Annotated in this window: 20 protein-coding genes; 8 read left to right on the forward strand and 12 right to left on the reverse strand. The window is 62.9% G+C overall.

All coding sequences use genetic code 11. The features are described from left to right. Positions 1-169 precede the first annotated feature (169 nt). Positions 170-1,957 (reverse strand): ABC transporter ATP-binding protein/permease, encoded by a 1,788-nt coding sequence (locus AC07SI_RS16010; RefSeq protein WP_495006051.1) that lies wholly within the window; start codon positions 1,955-1,957, stop codon positions 170-172. Positions 1,958-2,203: 246 nt separating this feature from the next. Between AC07SI_RS16010 and AC07SI_RS16015 the strand changes: the two genes are divergently transcribed. After that, positions 2,204-2,377, forward strand: coding sequence for a PA1571 family protein (locus AC07SI_RS16015; RefSeq protein ID WP_162946068.1), 174 nt, complete (start codon positions 2,204-2,206; stop codon positions 2,375-2,377). 83 nt (positions 2,378-2,460) lie between these two features. Here AC07SI_RS16015 and pdxB read toward each other — a convergent pair whose 3' ends face one another. Then, positions 2,461-3,603: a 4-phosphoerythronate dehydrogenase PdxB gene (gene pdxB / locus AC07SI_RS16020; RefSeq protein ID WP_201143742.1), complete on the reverse strand. Its 1,143-nt coding sequence runs from the start codon at positions 3,601-3,603 to the stop codon at positions 2,461-2,463. Positions 3,604-3,741: 138 nt separating this feature from the next. Here pdxB and AC07SI_RS16025 point away from each other — a divergent pair, with 138 nt between their 5' ends. Continuing rightward, entirely contained in the window at positions 3,742-5,136 is a 1,395-nt protein-coding gene (locus AC07SI_RS16025; protein WP_495006052.1) for an MATE family efflux transporter, read from the forward strand. Here the strand turns inward: AC07SI_RS16025 and tusA are convergent. Both tusA and rlmM read right to left on the reverse strand, forming a co-directional pair. Next, on the reverse strand, positions 5,133-5,384 hold the full coding sequence (gene tusA / locus AC07SI_RS16030; RefSeq protein WP_495006053.1) for a sulfurtransferase TusA: 252 nt from the start codon (positions 5,382-5,384) through the stop codon (positions 5,133-5,135). The genes AC07SI_RS16025 and tusA overlap by 4 nt on opposite strands. Before the next feature lie 125 nt (positions 5,385-5,509). Continuing rightward, positions 5,510-6,586 carry a 23S rRNA (cytidine(2498)-2'-O)-methyltransferase RlmM gene (gene rlmM, locus AC07SI_RS16035; RefSeq protein WP_065902033.1) on the reverse strand — a complete coding sequence of 359 codons (1,077 nt, stop codon included), beginning with the start codon at positions 6,584-6,586 and terminating at the stop codon, positions 5,510-5,512. 190 nt (positions 6,587-6,776) lie between these two features. On the opposite strand from rlmM, the gene acnA reads away from it, so the two are divergent. Next, the gene (acnA, locus tag AC07SI_RS16040) at positions 6,777-9,518 is read left to right on the forward strand and encodes an aconitate hydratase AcnA (RefSeq protein ID WP_495006054.1); all 2,742 of its coding nucleotides are present in this window, start codon (positions 6,777-6,779) and stop codon (positions 9,516-9,518) included. 127 nt (positions 9,519-9,645) lie between these two features. Here the strand turns inward: acnA and AC07SI_RS16045 are convergent, their stop codons facing one another. Both AC07SI_RS16045 and cysK read right to left on the reverse strand, forming a co-directional pair. After that, positions 9,646-10,584, reverse strand: a complete 939-nt coding sequence (locus tag AC07SI_RS16045; protein ID WP_065902037.1) for an aspartyl/asparaginyl beta-hydroxylase domain-containing protein — start codon at positions 10,582-10,584, stop codon at positions 9,646-9,648. A 422-nt stretch (positions 10,585-11,006) separates the two neighbouring features. Further along, positions 11,007-11,981, reverse strand: a complete 975-nt coding sequence (cysK, locus tag AC07SI_RS16050) for a cysteine synthase A (protein ID WP_495006055.1) — start codon at positions 11,979-11,981, stop codon at positions 11,007-11,009. A 124-nt stretch (positions 11,982-12,105) separates the two neighbouring features. Here cysK and AC07SI_RS16055 point away from each other — a divergent pair, with 124 nt between their 5' ends. The 3 genes from AC07SI_RS16055 to AC07SI_RS16065 all read left to right on the forward strand — a co-directional run bounded on the left by AC07SI_RS16055 (position 12,106) and on the right by AC07SI_RS16065 (position 15,305). Beyond that, positions 12,106-13,182 (forward strand): DUF748 domain-containing protein, encoded by a 1,077-nt coding sequence (locus AC07SI_RS16055; RefSeq protein WP_201143739.1) that lies wholly within the window; start codon positions 12,106-12,108, stop codon positions 13,180-13,182. A 99-nt stretch (positions 13,183-13,281) separates the two neighbouring features. Further along, positions 13,282-14,127, forward strand: coding sequence for an AAA family ATPase (locus AC07SI_RS16060; RefSeq protein ID WP_003210690.1), 846 nt, complete (start codon positions 13,282-13,284; stop codon positions 14,125-14,127). Next, the gene (locus AC07SI_RS16065) at positions 14,127-15,305 is read left to right on the forward strand and encodes a vWA domain-containing protein (protein ID WP_106804825.1); all 1,179 of its coding nucleotides are present in this window, start codon (positions 14,127-14,129) and stop codon (positions 15,303-15,305) included. The genes AC07SI_RS16060 and AC07SI_RS16065 overlap by 1 nt, the downstream gene beginning before the upstream one ends. Positions 15,306-15,401: 96 nt before the next feature. Here AC07SI_RS16065 and AC07SI_RS16070 read toward each other — a convergent pair whose 3' ends face one another. Genes AC07SI_RS16070 through AC07SI_RS16080 form a run of 3 tightly spaced genes read right to left on the reverse strand, consistent with a single transcriptional unit; the run spans position 15,402 to position 17,748 of the window. After that, positions 15,402-16,310, reverse strand: coding sequence for a 5-oxoprolinase subunit C family protein (locus AC07SI_RS16070; protein WP_495006056.1), 909 nt, complete (start codon positions 16,308-16,310; stop codon positions 15,402-15,404). After that, the gene (gene pxpB, locus AC07SI_RS16075; protein WP_495006057.1) at positions 16,307-17,011 is read right to left on the reverse strand and encodes a 5-oxoprolinase subunit PxpB; all 705 of its coding nucleotides are present in this window, start codon (positions 17,009-17,011) and stop codon (positions 16,307-16,309) included. The genes AC07SI_RS16070 and pxpB overlap by 4 nt, the downstream gene beginning before the upstream one ends. Continuing rightward, on the reverse strand, positions 17,008-17,748 hold the full coding sequence (locus AC07SI_RS16080; protein ID WP_120447888.1) for a 5-oxoprolinase subunit PxpA: 741 nt from the start codon (positions 17,746-17,748) through the stop codon (positions 17,008-17,010). Before AC07SI_RS16080 ends, pxpB begins: the two co-directional genes overlap by 4 nt. Positions 17,749-17,922: 174 nt before the next feature. Here AC07SI_RS16080 and AC07SI_RS16085 point away from each other — a divergent pair, with 174 nt between their 5' ends. Then, entirely contained in the window at positions 17,923-18,834 is a 912-nt protein-coding gene (locus AC07SI_RS16085; RefSeq protein WP_120447887.1) for a LysR family transcriptional regulator, read from the forward strand. A gap of 102 nt (positions 18,835-18,936) precedes the next feature. Here the strand turns inward: AC07SI_RS16085 and AC07SI_RS16090 are convergent, their stop codons facing one another. The 3 genes from AC07SI_RS16090 to AC07SI_RS16100 are packed head-to-tail and all read right to left on the reverse strand — an operon-like array spanning position 18,937 to position 20,828. Next, a complete protein-coding gene (locus AC07SI_RS16090; protein ID WP_106804831.1) occupies positions 18,937-19,479 on the reverse strand; it encodes a DUF2937 family protein in 543 nt (180 codons plus the stop codon). A gap of 11 nt (positions 19,480-19,490) precedes the next feature. Continuing rightward, positions 19,491-20,267 carry a class II glutamine amidotransferase gene (locus tag AC07SI_RS16095; RefSeq protein ID WP_495006058.1) on the reverse strand — a complete coding sequence of 259 codons (777 nt, stop codon included), beginning with the start codon at positions 20,265-20,267 and terminating at the stop codon, positions 19,491-19,493. Between the two features lie 30 nt (positions 20,268-20,297). Continuing rightward, positions 20,298-20,828 carry an MFS transporter gene (locus AC07SI_RS16100; RefSeq protein WP_065902064.1) on the reverse strand — a complete coding sequence of 177 codons (531 nt, stop codon included), beginning with the start codon at positions 20,826-20,828 and terminating at the stop codon, positions 20,298-20,300. Positions 20,829-20,852: 24 nt separating this feature from the next. On the opposite strand from AC07SI_RS16100, the gene AC07SI_RS16105 reads away from it, so the two are divergent. Next, positions 20,853-22,907 (forward strand): S9 family peptidase, encoded by a 2,055-nt coding sequence (locus AC07SI_RS16105; protein WP_495006059.1) that lies wholly within the window; start codon positions 20,853-20,855, stop codon positions 22,905-22,907. The last annotated feature ends 61 nt before the right edge of the window (positions 22,908-22,968 follow it).

The raw sequence follows: 22,968 nt of genomic DNA on the forward strand, positions 1-22,968 counted from the left end.
CCAACGCGGGACAAGCCCGCTCACCACAAACAAGCCTGCTGCCTACCTCACTCCAACTGGAAGACCGAGCCAGCAGGTTTTAGGGCTGCTACGCAGCCCAACGCGGGGCAAGCCCGCTCACCACAAACAAGCCTGCTCACCACATTCAAGCCTGCTCGCTTGCCCCCACCTAGCCTTCGTTTTTCGCAACCTCAATCCCATCATTGAACTGCAACGCCGCCAACCGCGCATACAGCGGATTGTTCGCAATCAACTGCTGATGCGTGCCCACCGCCACCAGCTTGCCCTGGTCCATCACCGCAATGCGGTCCGCATGTTTCACCGTCGCCAGGCGATGGGCGATCACCAGCGTGGTGCGCCCTTGCATCAATTGCGGCAAGGCCTGCTGGATCAGGTGTTCACTTTGCGCATCAAGGGCGCTGGTGGCCTCGTCGAGCAGCAGGATCGGGGCGTCCACCAGCAACGCCCGGGCGATGGCCAGGCGTTGGCGCTGGCCGCCGGAGAGGCCCATGCCGCCGTCGCCCAGGTGAGTCTGGTAGCCATCGGGCATTTGCAGGATGAAGTCGTGGGCGTGGGCGATGCGCGCGGCAGCTTCAACCTGCTCGCGCGTGGCGGTCGGGTTGCCGTAGCGGATGTTTTCTTCGACGCTGCCGAAAAACAGCGCCGGGCTCTGCGAGACCAGCGCGAAATGCCGGCGCAGGTCCAGGGGGTCGAGTTCGGTCAGTGGATGGCCGTCGAGCAGGATGCGGCCATGCTGGGGATCGTAGAAACGCAGCAACAGGTCGAAAATCGTCGACTTGCCCGCGCCGGAAGGCCCCACCAACGCCAGGGTTTCACCGGGGTTGATAGTCAGACTCAGCCCATCGATCGCGTAACTGTCCGGCCGTGACGGGTAGGAAAACCGCAGATCCTGCAGCTCCATCCGGCCACTGACTCGCTCGGGCAACTGCACGCTGCCGCTGGCCGGCGCCTGGATTTCGTTGCTTGACTGCAACAACTCGCCAATCCGCTCGGCGGCACCCGCCGCACGTTGCAGTTCACCGAGCACTTCGCTGAGGGTGCCGACGGCGCTGCCGACGATCAGGCTATAGAACACAAACGCCGCCAGTTCGCCGCCGGAAATGCGCCCGCTGATCACGTCCATGCCGCCGACCCAGAGCATCACGCCCACGGCCCCGAGCACCAGCATGATCACCAACGTGATCAACCAGGCGCGCTGGGTGATGCGTTTGCGCGCGGTGGTAAACGCCTCCTCCACCGTGACGGCAAAGCGCTGCTCATCCTGGACCTGGTGGTTATAGGCTTGCACCGTCTTGATCTGGCCGAGGGTCTCGGACACGTAGCTGCCCACATCGGCGATACGGTCCTGGCTCAGGCGCGACAAGCTGCGCACACGGCGGCCAAAGATCAGGATCGGCGCCAGCACCAGCGGCAGCGCGATCACCACGATGCTGGTGAGCTTGGGGTTGGTGACAAACAGCAGCACGATGCCGCCGATGACCATCAAGGCATTGCGCAGGAACAGCGACAGCGACGAGCCGATCACCGATTGCAGCAAGGTGGTGTCGGTGGTCAGGCGCGACTGGATCTCCGAACTGCGGTTGTTCTCGTAGAACCCGGGATGCAGGTAGATCAAATGGTTGAACACCTGGCGACGAATGTCAGCCACTACCCGCTCGCCGATCCACGACACCAGGTAAAACCGCGCAAAGGTGCCCACCGCCAGGCCCACTACCAGCACCATGAACAGGCCGATGGATTGGTTGAGCAGGTGCGGCGACTGGGTCATGAAGCCCTGGTCCACCAGCAGGCGAATGCCCTGCCCCATCGACAAGGTGATGCCGGCGGTAACGATCAGCGCCAACAGGGCACCGAGGGCCTGCCAGCGGTACGGCGCGATGAAGCGGCTGGCCAGGCGAATTGCACGGCGTTGACGGACTGAGAACATGGAGGGCATCACCTGATCGGAAAGGGTTGGTACCTGCGTCCTTACATGGGGGGAACTTGCGCGAATAACAATGAGTCAGGTTAATTATGCCCGCCGATGCTGGCCCCTAGAGGCTATCGGTCTAACGCCCGGCTGGAAATCCACAGTGGTTTCTGGTGGACTGGGTGTTCGAACCGCTGACTGTGCAAGGAGTTGTAACAGCTTGGTCACGCGGGGGGTTCAGAGTAGGTACACAACCTGATGAGGAGACAGGCCATGACCTTGCAAAACAGCAGCGACGCCAAAATTGAAGTGATCCGCCAACCGCAACAGTTGCCTTGCTCGTACATCGACGCCACGGGCCGCGAAGTGCAGATTACCGAAGAGATGATCCAGCAAGCCTGCAGCGAGCTGGAACAACGACTGGTCAAGCCTGCCCAGCAAGGCTGAAGCGCCCACGCTCTTTTAGAACCGGCCCGGGTGGCCGGTTTTTTTATGCCCGCCACCCTGTAGGAGCGACCCGCGAGTCGAGGTCAGAGCAATTCTGCGCCGAGGGCCGAGACCATAGCCGAGAGCGCGGCGGATTCCCCATTGATACGCACCTTCAGCGCGTCAATCTCGCGGCGCGCCGGGTAGCCCTTGCGCAACAGGTCGAACGCCTTGCGCTGTTCTTCCACGGTGCCCACCAGGCTACGGCGGAAATCCGCATCATCACGGCGCGGGTCGTACACGCTGCGGCACAAGGTGGCCAGGGCCCAGGCCGGATCGGTGGCCGCGTTCAAATGCACCTCGGCCAACCAGGGCGCTGGCAGCAGGTCGTTCAACTGAATCACCGGTTCCTGGCCCAGGTAGGCACAGAACGCCTGGTAGATCTGCGCCGTGCCGCGCTGCCGGCCATCCAGGCTGTAGCCGGCAATGTGCGGGGTGGCCAGTACGCACAGGTCGGCCAGGTCGACGTCCACTTCCGGCTCGCCTTCCCACACATCCAGCACCGCTTGCAGGTCTTCGCGCGCCAGCAGGACTTCGCGCAGGGCGGCATTGTCGACCACCGGGCCGCGGCTCGCGTTGATCAGCCAGGTACCCGGTTTAAGCTGCTCGAGGCGCTGGCGGTCGAACAGGTGCCAGGTGGAGCCATTGCCGGACTTGGTCAGCGGCGTGTGCAGGCTGATCACGTCGCACTGCTCGATAATCTGCTCCAGGCTGACGTAATCGCCGTCTTCGGCAATTTGGCGTGGCGGGTCGCACACCTGGACGTTCCAGCCCAGGCCCTTGAGTACCTTGACCAACCGCCCGCCCACTTCACCGGCGCCGACCACACCGTAGGTTCGCTGGTTAAGGTCGACGCCTTCGATCTCGGCCAGCGTCTGCAGGCTGCCCAGCACGTAATCGACCACGCCGCGCGCGTTGCAGCCCGGCGCGCTGGACCACTGGATGCCCGCCTGCCGGAAATACTCCAGGTCCAGGTGGTCGGTGCCGATGGTGCAGGTGCCGACAAAGCGCACGTTGCTGCCTTCGAGCAGCGCACGGTTGACGTTGGTCACCGAGCGCACCAGCAGCACGTCGGCCTGCTCGACCGTGGCGCGGTCGATGGAACGGCCGGGCACGCGGCGAATCTCGCCAAACCCTTCGAAGAATGCATCGAGCAGCGGGATATTTTCGTCGGCAACAATCAACATGGCAGGCTCCTTTGGCGGATCAGCAGTGTACAGGCATCACAGCCGTCGCTTACAAATCGCTAACACAGGTTTTTTCCTGACCGTTGCGTCAAGGCGTAGAATCCGCCGTCCTTGCGCTGCTCGACTGGACATTTGTACGTGAACACTGCCACCGCTCCCCTTACCCGCCCCGCCCGCATCAGCCGGGAAGTGCGCGGCCTGCTGACGCTGGCCCTGCCGATCATGATCGGCCAACTGGCCACCACCGCGATGAGTTTTGTCGATGCGGTGATGGCCGGGCGCGTCAGCCCCCAGGACCTGGCGGCAGTGGGCCTGGGCAACTCGATCTGGATCCCGGTGTACCTGCTGATGACCGGTACGCTCCTGGCGACCACGCCGAAAGTTGCCCAGCGCTACGGTGCCGGGCAGTTCAGCGACATCGGCCCGCTGGTGCGCCAATCGCTGTGGCTGGCGGTGGTGGTCGGCATCAGCGCGGCCCTGTTGCTGCTCTGCGCCGAACCGATCCTGCACGCGATGAAGGTCGAGCCCGACCTGATCAAGCCCTCCATGGGCTACCTGCACGGCATCGCCGCCGGCATGCCGGCCATTGCGCTGTATTACGTGCTGCGCTGTTTCAGCGATGGCCTGGGCCGCACGCGACCGAGCATGGTCATGGGCCTGTGCGGGCTGGCGCTGAACATTCCACTGAACTACATCTTCATCTACGGCCACCTCGGCGTGCCCGCCATGGGCGGCGTGGGCTGCGGCTGGGCCACGGCGATTGCGATGTGGGTGATGATGCTCGGCCTGGCCGTTTGGACCCGCTGGGGCCCGGCCTACCAGAGCAGTGAGCTGTTCACGCGCTTTGACTGGCCGCAGTGGGCGGTGATCAAGCGCGTACTGGGGATCGGCCTGCCGATCGGTATCGCGATCTTCGCCGAATCGAGCATCTTTGCGGTGATCGCGCTGCTGATCGGCAGCCTGGGTGCCACGGTGGTGTCCGGGCACCAGATCGCCCTGAACGTCAGCTCCCTGGTGTTCATGATCCCTTACTCCCTGAGCATGGCCGTCACCGTGCGCGTCGGCCAGGCCCTGGGGCGCGGCGAGCCGCGTGAAGCGCGCTTCGCCGCCGGGGTCGGGATGGGCACGGCGCTGGCGTATGCCTGCCTGTCCTGCAGCCTGATGCTGGTGTTCCGCGAGCAGATCGCGACGATCTACACCCCGGACCCGATCGTGATCCACCTGGCTTCGACGCTGATCGTGTTCTCGGCGCTGTTCCAGTTCTCGGATTCGATCCAGGTCACCGCCGCCGGCGCCCTGCGGGGTTACCAGGACACCCGCGTGACCATGGTGCTGACGCTGTTTGCCTATTGGGGCGTGGGGCTGCCGGTGGGGTATGCGCTGGGCCTGACCAACTGGCTCGGCGAACCCAGCGGCCCGAGCGGTTTGTGGCAGGGGCTGATCGTCGGCCTGAGCTGTGCGGCGGGGATGTTGCTGGTGCGCCTGGCGCGCAGTGCACGCCGGCGCATTCGCCTGGACAAGGCGCGGGGTTAATCGGCCTTCTTGCGGATCCAGTAGAGGTACGTGCCGGCCTGCTCCTGCTGATCCACCAGTTCGTGATCGAGGAACACGCAGAACTTGGGGATATCGCGACGCGTCGACGGGTCGGTCGCGACGACCTTGAGCAAGCCGCCGGCCGGCAGGTCGCGGATGTGCTGGTGCAGCATCATCACCGGCTCCGGGCAGTTGAGGCCGGTGGCGTCCAAGGTCGCGTCGACAGGCAAATCAACAGACTGATTCATCATTTACTCCTAAATCCAGCCTGCTCCACTCTGGGAGCGGGCTTGCCCGCGATGACGGGGCGCATTCAACATAAATTTCGACCGTTATACCGCTTTCGCCGGCAAGCCGGCGCCTGCCTTTGATCTCAGCGGCCTTTAGATTTCTTTACATCGACCAACCGACGCAGGTGGCACGTCACTTCCTCGCGGTCGTGGTACAGCTGCTTGCAGCCAATCTCCACGCGGATGCCACGCGCCTTGAAGCCGTCTTCGATGCGCTCCAGCAAACGCTTCACTTCGGCGTAGCGCTGCTTCATCGGCAACTTCAGGTTGACCACCGCCTCGCGACAATGCCCTTCACCGATCCAGGTTTCCAGCAGGGCTGCGTTACGCGCCGGCTTTTCGACGATGTCGCAGACCATCCAGTCCACCGGCTGCTTGGGCACGAAGGTGAAGCCGTCAGCCATCAAGTGCTGCACCAGGCCGGTGTCCATCAGGCTTTCGGCCATCGGGCCGTTGTCGATGGCGGTCACCAGCATGCCACGATTGACCAGTTGCCAGGTCCAGCCGCCCGGCGCTGCGCCGAGGTCGACGCCGGTCATGTCGCCGTGCAGGCGTTCATCCCACTGGTCGCGAGGGATGAAGTGGTGCCAAGCCTCTTCCAGCTTCAGGGTCGAGCGGCTGGGCGCCTCACGCGGAAACTTGAGGCGCGGGATGCCCATCGGCCACATTGCCGAGTTGTTCGACTCGGCCAGGCCCATGAACACTTCGCGGCCACTCTTGAAGGTCAGCAGCAGGCGCGGCTTGCTCGGGTCGTCCACCAGCTTGCCGGCGTTGAGCAGGGCTTTGCGCAGGTGCACTTCGAATTTCTTACAGAAGTTGGAGAGTTCCTTGCCGTCATTGGTGTCGACCATCTCCAGCCACAGGCTGCCGCACACCGGAAACTCGCGCAGGTGGGTGAGGATCACGCTGATGCGGTCGGTTTCCGGCAGGTCGATGAACACCCCGCGCGCCCACTGCCGCGGGAAGATCAGCTCGGCAAAGCGCTGGCCGTGCATCAGGCGCTGGGCGCCGTCTTCTTCGGTGCAGACAAATTCGGCGCAGGCGCTGCCGGTCTTGGCCTTGGCGTAGCCGGAAACGTTCAGGCGCGCGGCGTGTTCCGCGATCTCGGAACAGACTTCGCCTTCAAAACCCGGGCGGCAGTGCATAAAAAGGGTGTTCATCAACTCTCCTGGTAACACGCTTGCTGTAGCGCAAGGCCTGTCATGAAAACGCGCGCATGATAGCCGAGTTCGGAACCTTGGTTCTGTCCATAGAGTCCAGTAATTAGCCAGCTACTGAAAACAGGGCTAGTTTGAAAGCTCTGTTCGTCCCGTCAGGTCCGTAGCCGTGCGGACCATAAGGAGTCATGTAATGTCATCCCTTGATAGCCTGAGAACCCTTAAGACCCTGCAGATTGACGCAAAAACCTACCACTATTTCAGCCTGCCCGAAGCCGCCAAGAGCTTGGGTGACCTGGATAAGCTGCCGATGTCCCTCAAAGTGCTGCTGGAGAACCTGCTGCGCTGGGAAGACGACAAGACCGTCACCGGCGCCGACCTGAAGGCCATCGCCGCCTGGCTCAAAGAGCGCAAGTCCGACCGCGAGATCCAGTACCGCCCCGCCCGAGTATTGATGCAAGACTTTACCGGGGTCCCCGCCGTAGTCGACCTGGCCGCCATGCGCGCCGCCGTGGCCAAGGCCGGTGGCGACCCGCAGCGCATCAACCCGCTGTCGCCCGTGGACCTGGTCATCGACCACTCGGTGATGGTCGACAAATTCGGCAGCACCAGTGCGTTCGAGCAGAACGTCGACATCGAGATGCAGCGCAACGGCGAACGCTACGCCTTCCTGCGCTGGGGCCAGAGCGCCTTCGACAACTTCAGCGTGGTGCCGCCTGGCACCGGTATCTGTCACCAGGTCAACCTCGAATACCTCGGCCGCACCGTGTGGACCAAAGATGAGGACGGCCGCACCTATGCGTTCCCCGACACCCTGGTGGGCACCGACTCGCACACCACCATGATCAACGGCCTGGGCGTGCTCGGCTGGGGCGTGGGCGGTATCGAGGCGGAAGCGGCGATGCTCGGCCAGCCTGTGTCGATGCTGATCCCGGAAGTGATCGGCTTCAAGCTCACCGGTAAATTGAAAGAAGGTATTACTGCCACCGACCTGGTGCTGACCGTCACCCAGATGCTGCGCAAGAAAGGCGTGGTGGGTAAGTTCGTCGAGTTCTACGGCGACGGCCTGGCCGACCTGCCGCTGGCTGACCGCGCGACCATCGCCAACATGGCCCCGGAATACGGTGCCACCTGCGGCTTTTTCCCGGTGGATGAGGTGACGCTGGACTACCTGCGCCTGTCCGGGCGTCCGGCAGATACCGTCAAGCTGGTCGAGGCCTACACCAAGGCCCAGGGCCTGTGGCGCAACGCTGGCCAGGAACCGGTGTTCACCGACAGCCTGGCGCTGGACATGGGCAGCGTCGAAGCCAGCCTGGCCGGGCCGAAACGCCCGCAGGACCGTGTGTCCCTGCCGAATGTCGGCCAGGCCTTCAGCGACTTCCTCGACCTGCAATTCAAACCGACCAACAAGGAAGAAGGCCGCCTGGAAAGTGAAGGCGGCGGCGGTGTCGCCGTCGGCAATGCCGACCTCGTCGGCGAAACCGACTACGAATACGACGGCCAGACCTACCGCCTGAAAAACGGCGCGGTGGTGATCGCCGCGATTACCTCCTGCACCAACACCTCCAACCCCAGCGTGATGATGGCCGCCGGCCTGGTGGCGAAAAAGGCCGTGGAAAAGGGCCTGACGCGCAAACCCTGGGTGAAAACCTCGCTGGCGCCCGGCTCCAAAGTGGTCACCGACTACTACAAGGCAGCCGGCCTGACCCACTACCTCGACAAGCTGGGCTTCGACCTGGTCGGCTACGGCTGCACCACCTGTATCGGCAACTCCGGTCCCTTGCCCGAGCCGATCGAAAAAGCCATCCAGAAAGCCGACCTGGCCGTCGCTTCAGTGCTGTCCGGCAACCGCAACTTCGAGGGCCGCGTGCATCCGCTGGTGAAAACCAACTGGTTGGCCTCGCCACCGCTGGTGGTTGCTTACGCACTGGCCGGCACCGTGCGCATCGATATCAGCAGCGAACCACTGGGTAACGATCAGGACGGCAAGCCGGTGTACCTCAAGGACATCTGGCCCAGCAGCCAGGAAATCGCCGACGCGGTAGCGCAGGTCAGCACGAGTATGTTCCACAAGGAATACGCCGAAGTGTTCGCCGGCGACGAGCAGTGGCAAGCGATCGAGGTGCCGCAGGCGGCAACGTATGTGTGGCAGAAAGATTCCACCTACATCCAGCACCCACCGTTCTTCGACGACATTGCCGGCCCGCTGCCGGTGATCAAGGACGTCAAGGGCGCCAACGTGCTGGCCCTGCTCGGTGATTCGGTGACCACCGACCACATCTCCCCCGCCGGCAACATCAAGACCGACAGCCCTGCCGGCCGCTACCTGCGCGAGCAGGGCGTGGAACCGCGTGACTTCAACTCCTACGGCTCACGCCGGGGCAACCATGAAGTGATGATGCGCGGCACGTTCGCCAACATCCGGATCCGCAATGAAATGCTCGGCGGCGAGGAAGGCGGCAATACGCTGTACATCCCTACCGGCGAGAAAATGCCGATCTACGATGCCTCGATGAAATACCAGGCAGCGGGCACCCCGCTGGTGGTGATCGCCGGCCAGGAATACGGCACCGGCTCCAGCCGCGACTGGGCGGCCAAGGGCACCAACCTGTTGGGCGTCAAGGCGGTGATCGCCGAGAGCTTCGAACGCATCCACCGCTCCAACCTGGTGGGTATGGGCGTGCTGCCGCTGCAGTTCAAGCTGGATCAGAACCGTAAGTCACTCAAGCTGACCGGCAAGGAGAAGATCGACATCCTCGGCCTGACGGATGCCGAGATTGAGCCGCGCATGAACCTGACGCTGGTGATTACCCGGGAAGATGGCAGCAGCGAGAAGATCGAGGTGCTGTGCCGGATCGATACGCTGAATGAGGTGGAGTACTTCAAGGCGGGGGGCATCCTGCACTACGTGCTGCGCCAATTGATCGCCTCTTAAACGACCCTGCAAAACCAACTGTGGGAGCGGGCTTGCTCGCGAATGCGGTGGATCAGTCAAAAATGTATCGACTGACACTCCGCATTCGCGGGCAAGCCCGCTCCCACAGTTTCGACCGCATTGCAGATCAGCCGAACAACCACTTCCACAACAGCACCAGCACCACTACCGCCAGCACCGGCCGTGCAATGCGGTAGGCCTTGGGATGCTTGCGCTTCCACTGCTTGACCACACCGCTGAACTTGTCGCTGAAGGTCTTGCTCCAGGCATACGCCTGGTTGATGCCGCCGACGCGCTCGTCGTCGAGGTTCTGCGGCGCAGTGGCGCGGCCCAGTTGCTTGCTGACCCAGCGGTTGACGCGGGTCATCAGGCGGTTGCTCAGGGGGCGCTCGATGTCGCAGAACAGGATGACACGGGTCTTTTCCGTTTCGTTCTTCACCCAGTGCACATACGTTTCGTCGAACATCACGTCTTCACCGTCGCGCCAGGCGTACACCTGGCCATCGACGAAGATGCGGCAGTCGTCGGAGTTCGGCGTGGACAGGCCCAGGTGATAGCGCAGCGAACCGGCAAACGGGTCGCGGTGCGGGTTGAGGTGGCTGCCGCCTGGCAACAGCGCGAACATCGCGCCCTTGACGTTGGGGATGCTGCTCACCAGCGCCACGGTTTTCGGGCACAGCGCCTCGGCCGATGGCAGGGGTTTGTCGTACCACTTGAGGTAGAAACGCTTCCAGCCCTTCTTGAAGAACGAACCGAACCCGGCGTCGTTGTTCTTTTCGGCGGCGCGGATGTACCCCTCGTCGAACAGGTGCATGGCCTCTTCGCGGATCACTTCCCAGTTGTCCTTGAGCACATCCAGTTCCGGGAATTTGCTGCGGTCCAGGTAGGGCTTGGACGGCACGGCGGAGAACAGGTACATCAAGGCGTTATACGGGGCGAACAGCGCCGAATGGTTGACGAACTGGCGCAACATCGGCAAACGGGCCTTGCCGCGCAGGTGCACATACAGCGTGCTGCCGATAAACAACGCCAGCACCGACAGTTTGGCGGCCAAAGAAAAGGTCATGCAGCAACTCCTGAAAATAAGCGCCTGGCCAACAGCAGACGTAGCAGCCGACCATGATAAACAGTTGGGCCATTATGCAGAAGGCCCGAGCTGACCGGCTGACACAAATCAAACATTGCAAGCAACGCGGGTGGGGCAGCGGATCTCATATGGTGACTGGGCTTGTTGTGGCTAGTGCAGGCTTATTGTGGCGAGCGGGCTTGCCCCGCGTTGGGGCGCGAAGCGGCCCTGAAACCATTCACCGCGTTTCTCCCTGCAAAAACCCGCTGGATTGATTGGGGCCGCTTCGCAGCCCAACGCGGGGCAAGCCCGCTCACCACAGGAAGCGGAAAGCGCGCTCACGACAAATCAACAATACGCCTACTTACCCCATCAAACCTGCCCACTACAAAACATCAAGCCCGCTCACCACAAAACAACCATCAAGCCTGGTTTTCCTGCTCGGTAAACAAATCGCTGAACAGCATGCTCGACAGGTAGCGCTCACCGGAGTCCGGCAAAATGACTACGATAGTCTTGCCCTGCATTTCCGGCTTCTCCGCCAGACGCACGGCCACGGCCATCGCCGCCCCGCAGGAGATTCCGCAGAGGATGCCTTCTTCCTGCATCAGGCGCAGGGCCATGGCCTTGGACTCTTCGTCGGTCACCAGCTCCACGCGGTCGACCATCGACAAATCCAGGTTCTTCGGCACAAAGCCGGCACCAATACCCTGGATCTTGTGCGAACTCGGCTTGATCTCTTCACCGGCCAGGGCCTGGGTGATCACCGGCGACACAAGCGGCTCCACGGCCACCGACAGAATCGGCTTGCCCGCGGTGTTCTTGATATAGCGCGACACGCCGGTGATCGTGCCGTCGGTGCCCACGCCTGCGACCAGCACGTCGACGGCGCCATCGGTGTCATTCCAGATTTCCGGGCCGGTGGTTTTCTCGTGGATCGCCGGGTTGGCCGGGTTTTCGAACTGGCCTGGCATGAAGTACTGGGCCGGGTCGCTGGCGACGATCTCAGCGGCTTTGGCGATGGCCCCTGGCATGCCCTTGGCCGGCTCGGTCAGCACCAGCTCGGCGCCGAGGGCCTTGAGCACCTTGCGGCGCTCGATACTCATCGACGCCGGCATGGTCAGCAGCAGCTTGTAGCCACGGGCAGCGGCCACGAACGCCAGGCCGATACCGGTGTTGCCGGAGGTAGGTTCGACGATGGTCATGCCCGGCTTGAGTTTGCCGGTGCTTTCGGCGTCCCAGATCATGTTTGCGCCAATGCGGCACTTCACCGAGTAACCCGGGTTACGCCCTTCGATCTTGGCCAGGATGGTCACGCCACGCGGGGCGATGCGGTTGATCTGGACCAGGGGCGTGTTACCGATGGAGTGCGCGTTGTCTGCAAAGATGCGGCTCATGACGGGTCCTTAAGGCAATTTCAAGAAGGTCACAAGGGTATGCCTCGTCCACCAAGGCGTCCAGTCAGAGGAACGTTGCGCCCACCCGGGCGGTCCATCGCCTATACCGTTGGAGAACCTGACCATGAGACGTCGCTACAGTTGGCCACTCTGGACCTTCGCCGCCCTGGTGGTGGTGCTGGTTGCTATCGACCTGGCCCTGCCCTACCTGGTGCGCAACTATTTGAATGACAAACTCGCCGACATGGGCGACTACCGTGGCCAGGTCACCGACGTGGACGTGGCCCTGTGGCGCGGCGCGTACAGGATCAACGGCCTGCAGATCGTCAAGGTCGACGGCAAGGTGCCGGTACCGTTCGTCAAGGCGCCGTTGATCGACCTGGCGGTGAGCTGGCATTCGCTGTGGTACGACCATGCGGTGGTGGCTGAGGTGCAGTTCGTCAACCCCGAGGTCAATTTCGTCGATGGCGGGGCCAACAAGCAGGCGTCCCAGACCGGTAAAGGCACCGACTGGCGCGCGCAGTTGAGCAAACTGCTGCCGATCACCCTCAACGAAGTGCGCATCCAGGACGGCAAGATCGCCTTCCACAACTTCAGCTCCAAACCGCCGGTGAACATCAACGCCACGTCGGTCAACGCCAGCTTCTATAACCTCACCAACGTGGTCGACGTCAAAGGCAAGCGCGACGCCCGCTTCGACGGCAAGGCCCTGCTGCAAGGCCAGGCCCCCCTGGAAGCGACCGCCACATTTGACCCGCTGAGCAACTTCGAAGACTTCGAATTCCGCTTTCGCGCCAGGGACCTGCAGCTGCGCCGCATGAATGATTTCGCGTCGGCGTACGGCAAATTCGACTTCAAGGCCGGTACCGGTGATGTGGTGATCGAGGCCCAGGCGGAAAAAGGCCAGTTGACCGGCTACATCAAGCCGCTGCTGCGCAATGTGGAAGTCTTCGATTGGCAACAGGACGTCGAAAACAAGGACAAGAACATCTTCCGCTCGATCTGGGAGGCCGTGGTCGGCGCCAGCGAGACGGTGCTGAAGAACCAGGCCAAGAACCAGTTCGCCACCCGCGTGGAGCTGAGTGGCAGCGTGCATCAGCAGAATGTCAGCGCGTTCTCCGCGTTTTTGGCGATTTTGCGCAATGGCTTCATCCAGGCATTCAACGCGCGCTATGAACAACCCAAGCCATCGGCGGATTGAGCCTGACCGGCCATTCAGAGACTGAATAACCCGTCTGCGTTCACAGTCGCCGGGGCCGCGCGGTATAGTCCGGGCATTGATGAATTCGAGGAATGACCGATGAAGTTCGAAGGCACCCAGGCCTACGTTGCCACCGATGACCTGAAACTGGCCGTCAACGCTGCCATTACCCTGGAGCGTCCGCTGCTGGTCAAGGGTGAGCCCGGCACCGGCAAGACCATGCTCGCCGAGCAACTGGCCGAATCCTTCGGTGCCAAGCTGATCACCTGGCACATCAAGTCCACCACCAAGGCCCACCAGGGCCTGTACGAGTACGACGCGGTCAGCCGCCTGCGCGACTCGCAACTGGGCGTGGACAAGGTGCACGACGTGCGCAACTACCTGAAGAAAGGCAAGCTGTGGGAGGCGTTCGAGTCCGAAGAGCGCGTGATCCTGCTGATCGATGAAATCGACAAGGCCGACATCGAGTTCCCCAACGACCTGTTGCAGGAACTCGACAAGATGGAGTTCTACGTCTACGAAATCGACGAGACGATCAAGGCGAAGAAACGCCCGATCATCATCATTACCTCCAACAATGAAAAAGAGCTGCCGGACGCCTTCCTGCGCCGATGCTTCTTCCACTACATCGCCTTCCCCGACCGTACCACCCTGCAAAAGATCGTCGATGTGCACTACCCCGACATCAAGAAGGACCTCGTCAGCGAAGCGCTGGACGTGTTCTTCGATGTGCGCAAGGTGCCGGGCCTGAAAAAGAAACCTTCCACCTCCGAACTGGTGGACTGGCTCAAGCTGCTGATGGCCGACAATATCGGCGAAGCGGTGCTACGCGAGCGCGACCCCACCAAGGCGATCCCGCCGCTGGCCGGTGCCTTGGTGAAGAACGAGCAAGACGTGCAACTGCTTGAACGTCTGGCATTCATGAGCCGTCGCGGTAATCGATAATGTTGCTCAACCTGTTCAATGAAATGCGCGCAGCCAAGGTGCCGGTCTCGGTGCGCGAGCTGCTCGACCTGATCAACGCGCTGAAACAGCGCGTGACCTTCGCCGACATGGACGAGTTCTACTACTTGGCCCGGGCGATCCTGGTCAAGGACGAACGGCATTTCGACAAGTTCGACCGAGCCTTCGGCGCCTACTTCAACGGCCTCGAAAAGCTCGACGACCACCTGCAGGCGCTGATCCCCGAAGACTGGCTGCGCAAGGAATTCGAACGCTCGCTGAGCGACGAGGAACGCGCACAGATCCAGTCCCTCGGCGGCCTCGACAAGCTGATCGAGGCGTTCAAGCAACGCCTGGAAGAACAGAAGGAACGCCACGCCGGCGGCAATAAGTGGATCGGCACCGGCGGTACCAGCCCGTTCGGCTCCGGCGGCTACAACCCGGAAGGCATTCGCGTCGGCGACGCCGGCAAACGCCAGGGCAAGGCCGTGAAGGTCTGGGACCAGCGCGAGTACAAGAACCTCGACGACCAGGTGGAACTGGGCACGCGCAACATCAAGATCGCCCTGCGCCGCCTGCGCAAATTCGCGCGCCAGGGTGCGGCCGAAGAGCTGGATATCGACGGCACCATCGACCACACCGCCCGCGACGCCGGGCTGCTGAACATCCAGATGCGCCCGGAGCGGCGCAACACCATCAAGCTGTTGTTGCTGTTCGACATCGGCGGCTCGATGGACGCCCATGTGAAGATCTGCGAGGAACTGTTCTCGGCATGCAAGACCGAGTTCAAGCACCTGGAGTACTTCTACTTCCACAACTTCGTGTACGAGTCGGTCTGGAAGAACAACCAGCGCCGCACCTCGGAGCGCACTTCCACCCAGGACCTGCTGCACAAGTACGGCGCCGACTACAAAGTGATCTTTATCGGCGACGCGTCGATGGCCCCGTATGAGATCACCCAGGCCGGCGGCAGCGTCGAGCATTGGAATGAAGAGCCAGGGTATGTGTGGATGCAGCGCTTCATGGCCAAGTACAAGAAGCTGATCTGGATAAACCCGTACCCCAAAGACACCTGGGGCTATACGGCGTCGACGGGGATTGTGCGCGAGTTGGTCGAAGACCAGATGTACCCGCTGACGCTGCGCGGGCTGGAAGAAGGGATGCGCTTCCTGTCCAAATAAACCCCTTGCAGGAGCCCGGCTTGCCGGCGATGAGGGCCTTGAGTCTTGCGCTGAACCAGCGGCCGCCATCGCCGGCAAGCCGGGCTCCCACAGGGTTCAGCGAAAACGCTGCAGGAAGTCGACGTGTTGCTGATGCGCCGTCTCCTGCACTACCGGCGCCAACCTGAGCTTTTCCCCCGGCAGGCACTGCGCCAGTCGCGCCAGCGCCAACGGCGTCAACGCGCCCAGGCGTGGATACCCGCCAATGGTCTGCCGGTCATTGAGCAACACAATCGGCTGTCCATCCGGTGGCACCTGGATGGCCCCCAACGGAATCCCTTCGGAAATCAATGACGGCCCCTGGTACTGCAACGGCGTGCCCAACAGGCGCATGCCCATGCGGTCGGCGCGGCTGTCCAGCGCCCATTCGGTATTGAAGGCATCGAACAGGCTCTGGCCGCTGAACTGGCCGATCTGTGCACCGACGATCACATCCAGCGGCCCCTTGGCGGGCAGGACTGAATCGCTCAGCACTTTCATCGCACCGCCTGTCCCGGAGTAGCCCAACCGCGCGCCTTCGACCAACGCCCTGCCGAAGCCATCCAGCCCGCCCAACTCCTCGCGCACCACCGTGGCACAACTGCCCAGCACCTGCGGCGCATCAAAGCCGCCCGGCGCCGCCAGGTAGGCCCTGGCCCCGCTGAACGGCTGGGTAAAGCGCAGGCGCTGGCCCTTTTGCAGGATGAAACTGCGGCCGGGGCTGATGGCGCGTTCGTCGATGTACGCACCCAGGTCCGCACCGGCCAACGCCAGCAGGCAATACTCCTCGGCCTGCACGGTAAAACCACCAAGGGTGATTTCCACCACCGGCGCATCCAGCGCATTGCCCAGCAGCCAATTGGCCCAGGACATCGACACCCAGTCCAGCGCACCGCCCTGGGTCACGCCCAGGTGGCGCACGCCAAAGCGGCCGGCGTCCTGCAACAGGCACAGCGGCGTGCTGGCCTCGATCAACAAGCGGCTCATGCCTGCGCCTCCAACGGCGTGTCATCGCCACCCAGGTGGATAAATTCCGCGTGATCGACGGCTTCAAAACGCACCGTATCACCGGGTTGCATCAGGCTGTAGCCGTCGCGTTCGCGGTCGAACAGCTTGGCCGGGGTGCGGCCGATCAGGTTCCAGCCGCCGGGAGATACCACCGGGTAGGCGGCCGTTTGCCGCTCGGCGAGGCCGACGCTGCCGGCCGCCACGCGCTTGCGCGGGGTACTCAGGCGTGGTGTGGCGAGGATTTCGTCGACCAGCCCCATAAAGGCAAAACCGGGGGCGAAGCCGAGGGCGAATACCTGGTATTGGTGGGCACTGTGACGACGGATCACTTCATCGACCGCCAGGCCACTGCGCTGGGCGAGCAACGTCAGTTCAGGGCCGACGCTCGGGTCGTACCACACCGGCAGCACATGGCACTGGCCGCCGCCCTGGGCTTGGGGTTGCAGGTCAGTCAGGGCTTCGTCGATCAACGCGCGGGCCTGGGACGGGCTCAACGCGGTGAGGTCGTAATGCACCATCAACGTGGTGTAGGACGGCACCAGGTCGACCAGCGCGGGCCCGAAACCGCTGCGCAAGCGCTGGGTGGCGGCGAGCATCCACGGCATGTTGGCTTCGGCAATCACGTCAAACAGACGCACCATCAGTGCGTCGATGGCCACCACTTCAATGCGTGGCTTCATGTTGGCTTCAATGCCTCGCGAATGCGCTGCACGGCGGCGACCGAGCTGGCGTTGTCGCCATGCACGCACAGGGTGTTGGCCCGCAATACCAGTGGGCTGCCATCGCTGGCCGTCAGGGCCTCGCCACGGGAAAGGGTCAGGGCCTGCTGGACGATGGTGTCGGAATCATGGTGCACGGCACCCGGCAATTGGCGCGAAACCAGATGCCCCTTGGGGTCGTAGGCACGGTCGGCGAAGGCCTCGAACCACAGGATGACCCCGTATTCATCGCCCAGGGCCTGGGCCGCGCTGTTGTCGCGGGTGGCCAGCAGCATCAGCGGCAGGTCGCCATAGGCGGCCACGGCCTGGATCACCGCGCGCAGCTGCACGGGGTTGGCCATCATGTCGTTGTACATCGCGCCGTGTGGCTTGACGTAGCTGACCCGCCCACCCTGGGCGCGGCAGATGCCGTCGAGAGCGCCGATCTGGTAATGCAGCAGGTCCTGGATTTCTTCGGGCGTGTAGGCCATAGAGCGACGACCGAAACCTTGCAGGTCCTGATACGCCGGGTGCGCGCCGACTTGCACACCGTGCTTGAGCGCCAGGCCGACGGTCTTGCGCATGATGCTCGGGTCGCCGGCGTGGAAGCCACAGGCCACGTTGGCGCAATCGATGAACGGCATGACCTCGGCGTCCAGACCCATCGTCCAGTTGCCAAAGCTTTCGCCGATGTCGCAATTCAGTAGCAGGCGGCTCACGGTGGTCGCTCCTGTAGGCTTTGTTTTTTTGTAGTGTGGGATTTTTTACACAGAACTCGCAACTTGTCCTGGCACCCCAACGACGCTTATCGTGGAATAACTCGATTTTTGGCGCTGGCCCGGTGCGGCGTCCAACTAATAAAAACCGATCCAAGCATAAGAAAAGTTGATCCCATGAATTTGAAGTTCCTCGAAACCTTCGTCTGGGTGGCCAAGCTCAAGAGCTTTCGGCTGACCGCCGAGAAGTTGTTCACCACCCAGGCCTCGATCTCCAGCCGCATTGCGGTGCTGGAAAGCGAGCTGGGCGTGAAGTTGTTTCTGCGTGACTCACGGGGCGTGAGCCTGACCCCGGAAGGCCTGAAGGTGCTCGATTATGCCGAGCAGATGATGGTGACCATGCAAGGCCTGAAGCAGTCCCTGGAGACCACCAGCAGCAAGGTCGGGCGCATCCGCATCGGCGCGATGGACACGGTGATCCACACGTGGCTGAGCCCGCTGGTCGCCGAGTTGATGGACCATTTTCCGCTGGTAGAAATCGAGTTGGTCGCCGATACGGCGCTGAACCTCAGCGATCAGCTGCAAAAAGGCTTTCTGGATTTGATCCTGCAAACCGACCTGCTGCGCCTGGAAACCGTGCGCAGCCTGGAACTGGCCAGCCACCCCATGGCGTGGATCGTCGCCAGCCAATCGATCTACAACCGCGACTACGCGTCCCTCGCCGAACTGGCCCAGGAGCGCATCATCACCTATTCGAAAAACTCCCACCCGCACCAGGATGTGCTCAGCCTGATGCAGGCCAATGGCGTGGCCGCGCCGAGGATGAACTGTGTGAACTCCGTGTCGGCGATCACGCGGCTGCTGCGTGATGGCTTCGGCATTGGCGCACTGCCGCCGGTGCTGGTCACTGAGGAACTCGCGCGCGGCGAACTGGTGATGCTGCCGATGGCGCAGCAACTACCGAATCTGCAGGTGGTGGTGTCGTGGCGTGTGGGGGTGGAGTTGGTCGAGGAGATTGTCGGGCTGTGCCAGAAGGTGGTGGCGCAGTATGCCGAGGAAGTGGGCGCCGAGCGCATGGTGCTGGCCTGACCCGCCCAAACCTGCAGGAGCCGGCTTGCCGGCGATAGCGCCTCAGCGTCGCGTGAGCCGCATCGCCGCAAACCGCGCGCCTACAGTGATTCAAGGTGGCCGTTAGAGGCCTTTCAGATCTCGCTCTTCGATCGGCCGGCTCTGGCGCAGGCGCTTGCCGCCCAGCACTACCCAGTCGATCAGGCGGAACAGGCATTCCAGGCCGAACGACAGCAGCATCGCCCCGCCGAGGCCCCAGCCCATGGCTTCGGGGGTCAACAGGATCTGGTAGCTGTAGCCATTCCAGGTTTCCAGGCGGATATCCGGGTCGGCAGCCACGGCCACTTGCAGCGCGCGGATGTACCAGGGGCCTTGCATCGCCTGGAATTGCTTGTCCAGCGCCACCTGCCGATCGAGCATGGCGCCCAGGCTGTTGGCATCGCTCTGGAACACCGGGTCATCGCTGGCGCGGTAGTGGGCGACCAGCGCCTGCAGGTCGCCATTGAAGAACTGCTGCGCGGTGGACTCGAACCCGCGCAGGCCGGTCTGGGCCTCGATCAAGTGGGCTTCGACGCGCTTGGCGTAATCGTTGATGAACCCCGGCACTTGCACGCCGACCAACAGGCCAATGGCAAACAGCACCAACCGCAGGTAACTGAGCAACATGGTCGATATCCTTACTCGGTGATGCCCTGGCTGACGCATTCACCGCGTCGCCACAGGCTCCATTGGCCCGGTTCGTAGCGGGTCCAGTTTTCGTTGTCGGTCAACGGCTCGGTGGCGATCACCGTCACCACATCGTTGGGTGTGGTTTCGGCCTGAAAATCGACGATCACGTCGACATCTTTCAGGCGCGCGGGGCCAAACGGCGCACGCCGGGTAATCTGCGCCAATTTCGTCGAGCAAAAGCAAAACAGCCAGTCGCCATCGCTGAGCAGGCAGTTGAACACGCCTTTGCTGCGGTATTCAGCGCAGGCGGCGATCAGATCCGGCAGCATTCGCTCGATGCCCACCGGCTCGGGGAACGCCTCGCGCACGCGGTTGAGCAGGTCGCAGAACGCCGCTTCGCTGTCGGTATCGCCGACCGGGCGGTAGAAGGTGGCGCGCGGGGTGAAGTCCGCCAGCTGGCCGTTGTGGGCGAAACACCAGTTGCGCCCCCACAGCTCACGCACGAACGGATGAGTGTTGGCCAGGCTCACCTTGCCGACGTTGGCCTGGCGGATATGCCCGATCACCACTTCGCTCTTGATGGGATACCGCTGCACCAGCAGGGCGACTTCCGACTCGCTGCTGGCGGCCGGGTCCTGGAACAGGCGCAGGCCACGGCCTTCGTAGAAGGCGATGCCCCAACCGTCGCGGTGCGGGCCAGTGCGCCCACCGCGCTGCATCAGCCCGGTAAAGCTGAACACGATATCGGTGGGGACGTTGGCACTCATGCCCAATAATTCACACATGCCAGGGCTCTCGCTGCAGGGCGGACAACGTTAAAGGCGCGGCTCGACGCGCATACCGCTCACGGGGGCAGGACGGCGCAAAGGCTCGTCGTCATCGTCCGGCTCGGCGGCCAGGGCGGCATCGACGGCGGCCTTGCGCTCCCGACGGGCATTGGCGGCGCGCTCGATGGGCCAACGGATCAACACGAACACGAGGTACACGGCAAACGCAATCATCGTGTACATGAACAGATCGGAGATCGCCCGCCAGGCGTTGTTGCCGACCTTGAGCACCAGGTCCAGCGCGGTAATGGCCACGGCCGGCGCGAACTGGGTCTTGACCGGGTCGACGATGGTCGGGCTGAACAGCAGCACCGCCATCAGCAATTGCAGCGGCTCGCGCAGCCAGCGCCAGATCCAGCGGGTCATGCGCCACCACACCAACAGGCAGCCCAAAGCGGCAAAGGCGTAGAGGCCCCAAGCGGTCAGATAGTCGTTCTCGGTCATGGTGTCCATGGCAAGGTAGGCAAACAGGCGGCTATGATAACGGCTTTTGCGTGTCGCGGCTGCAATGCCTGCCACCTTCCGCCAGACAGAGAGTGATCCATGCCGTCATCGACCCACATCACTGCCGCCCCGATTGCCCGCAAGGCCCCAGGCCAGGACCCGTACGCCTGGCTGCAGGAGCGTGACAGCGCCGAAGTCCTCGATTACCTCAAGGCCGAAAACGCCTGGCAGGAAGCCCAGCTCGCCGACCAGCAGGCCTTGCGCGAAACGCTGTTCGAAGAGATCAAGGGCCGCATCCTCGAAACCGACCTGTCGCTGCCCTCGCCGTGGGGCCCGTACCTGTACTACACGCGCACCACCGCCGGTGACGAATACGCCCGCCACTACCGCTGCCGCCGTCCGGCCGACGACAGCAACCAGGTCGACGACAGCAGCGAGGAACTGCTGCTGGACCCGAACGTGCTGGCCAATGGCGGATTCTTCTCCCTCGGTGCATTCAGCATCAGCCCCGACCACCAACGCCTGGCCTACAGCCTGGATACCAGTGGCGAGGAGATCTACACCCTGTTCGTGAAGGAATTGGCCACCGACAAGGTCAGCGAACTGGCGTTCGAGAACTGCGACGGCAGCATGACCTGGGCCAACGACAGCCTGACCCTGTTTTTCGGCGAACTCGACGACACGCACCGCCCGCACAAGTTGTATCGCTATCGCCTGGACGGCACCGCAGCGCAGGAAGTGTTCCACGAGCCCGACGGGCGTTTCTTCCTGCATTGCTACCGCTCCAGCTCCGAGCGCCAACTGTTGCTGGCCCTGGGCAGCAAGACCACCAGCGAAATCTGGGCGCTGGACGCCAACCAGCCGCACCTGGACTTCACTTGCCTGGCGCCACGGGTCGAGGACCATGAATATGACGTCGACCACGGCAAGCTCGACGGCGAGTGGACCTGGTTTATCCGCAGCAACCGCGATGGCATCAACTACGCGCTGTTCGTCGCTGCCGATACCGGCGATGTGCCAACCGAGGACCAGTGGCAGAACCTGATCCCCCACAGCGACGACGTGATGCTCGACGGCGTCAGCCTGAACGCCAGCGCCATGACCCTGAGCCTGCGCATTGGCGGCCTGCCCGTGATCGAAGTGCACCCGCAAGGCCTGCCGGCCTATCGCGTGGAATTGCCTGACGCTGCCTACAGCCTCTACGTACAGAACAGCCTGGAATTCCCCAGCGACAAGATTCGCCTGCGCTACGAAGCCCTGAACCGCCCGGCCCAGGTCCGTCAGCTGGAACTGGCCAGCGGCGCACAACAGGTGCTCAAGGAAACCCCGGTACTCGGCGTGTTCAATGCCGATGACTACGTCAGCCAGCGCCTGTGGGCCACCTCCGCCGATGGCACGCAGGTGCCGATCAGCCTGGTGGTCAAGCGCGACCAGCTCGGCAAGCCGACGCCGCTGTACCTGTATGGCTACGGCGCCTATGGCCACAGCCTCGACCCATGGTTCTCGCATGCGCGCCTGAGCCTGCTCGACCGTGGCGTCGCTTTCGCCATTGCGCATGTGCGCGGCGGCGGCGAACTGGGAGAAGCCTGGTACCGCAACGGCAAGCAGGCTCACAAGCAGAACACCTTCAGCGACTTTATCGCGTGTGCCGAACACCTGATCGCCCAGGGCCTGACCACGTCCACCCAACTGGCGATCAGTGGCGGCAGCGCCGGCGGGCTGTTGATCGGCGCGGTGCTCAACCAGCGTCCGGAGCTGTTCCAGGCGGCGATTGCCGAGGTGCCGTTCGTCGATGTGCTCAACACCATGCTCGACCCGGAACTGCCGCTGACCATCACCGAGTACGATGAATGGGGCAATCCCGAAGAGCCCGAGGTGTATGCGCGCATCAAGGCTTACGCGCCGTACGAAAACGTCAGCGCCCAGGCCTACCCGGCCCTGCTGGTGATTGCCGGCTACAACGACAGCCGCGTGCAGTACTGGGAAGCGGCCAAGTGGGTGGCCAAGTTGCGCGACACCGCCACCTCCGACAATCTCCTGCTGCTCAAGACCGAACTGGGCGCCGGCCACGGTGGGATGAGCGGTCGTTACCAGGGATTACGTGACGTAGCGCTCGAATATGCATTTGTGTTCAAGGCGCTGGGGCTGGTTTAAGGAACTTAGCGCGGCGGTCCTGTCTGAACACAGGACCGCCTACCTGATTGATGGATCAATA

The organism is Pseudomonas sp. GW821-FHT05D12, assembly GCF_059419825.1.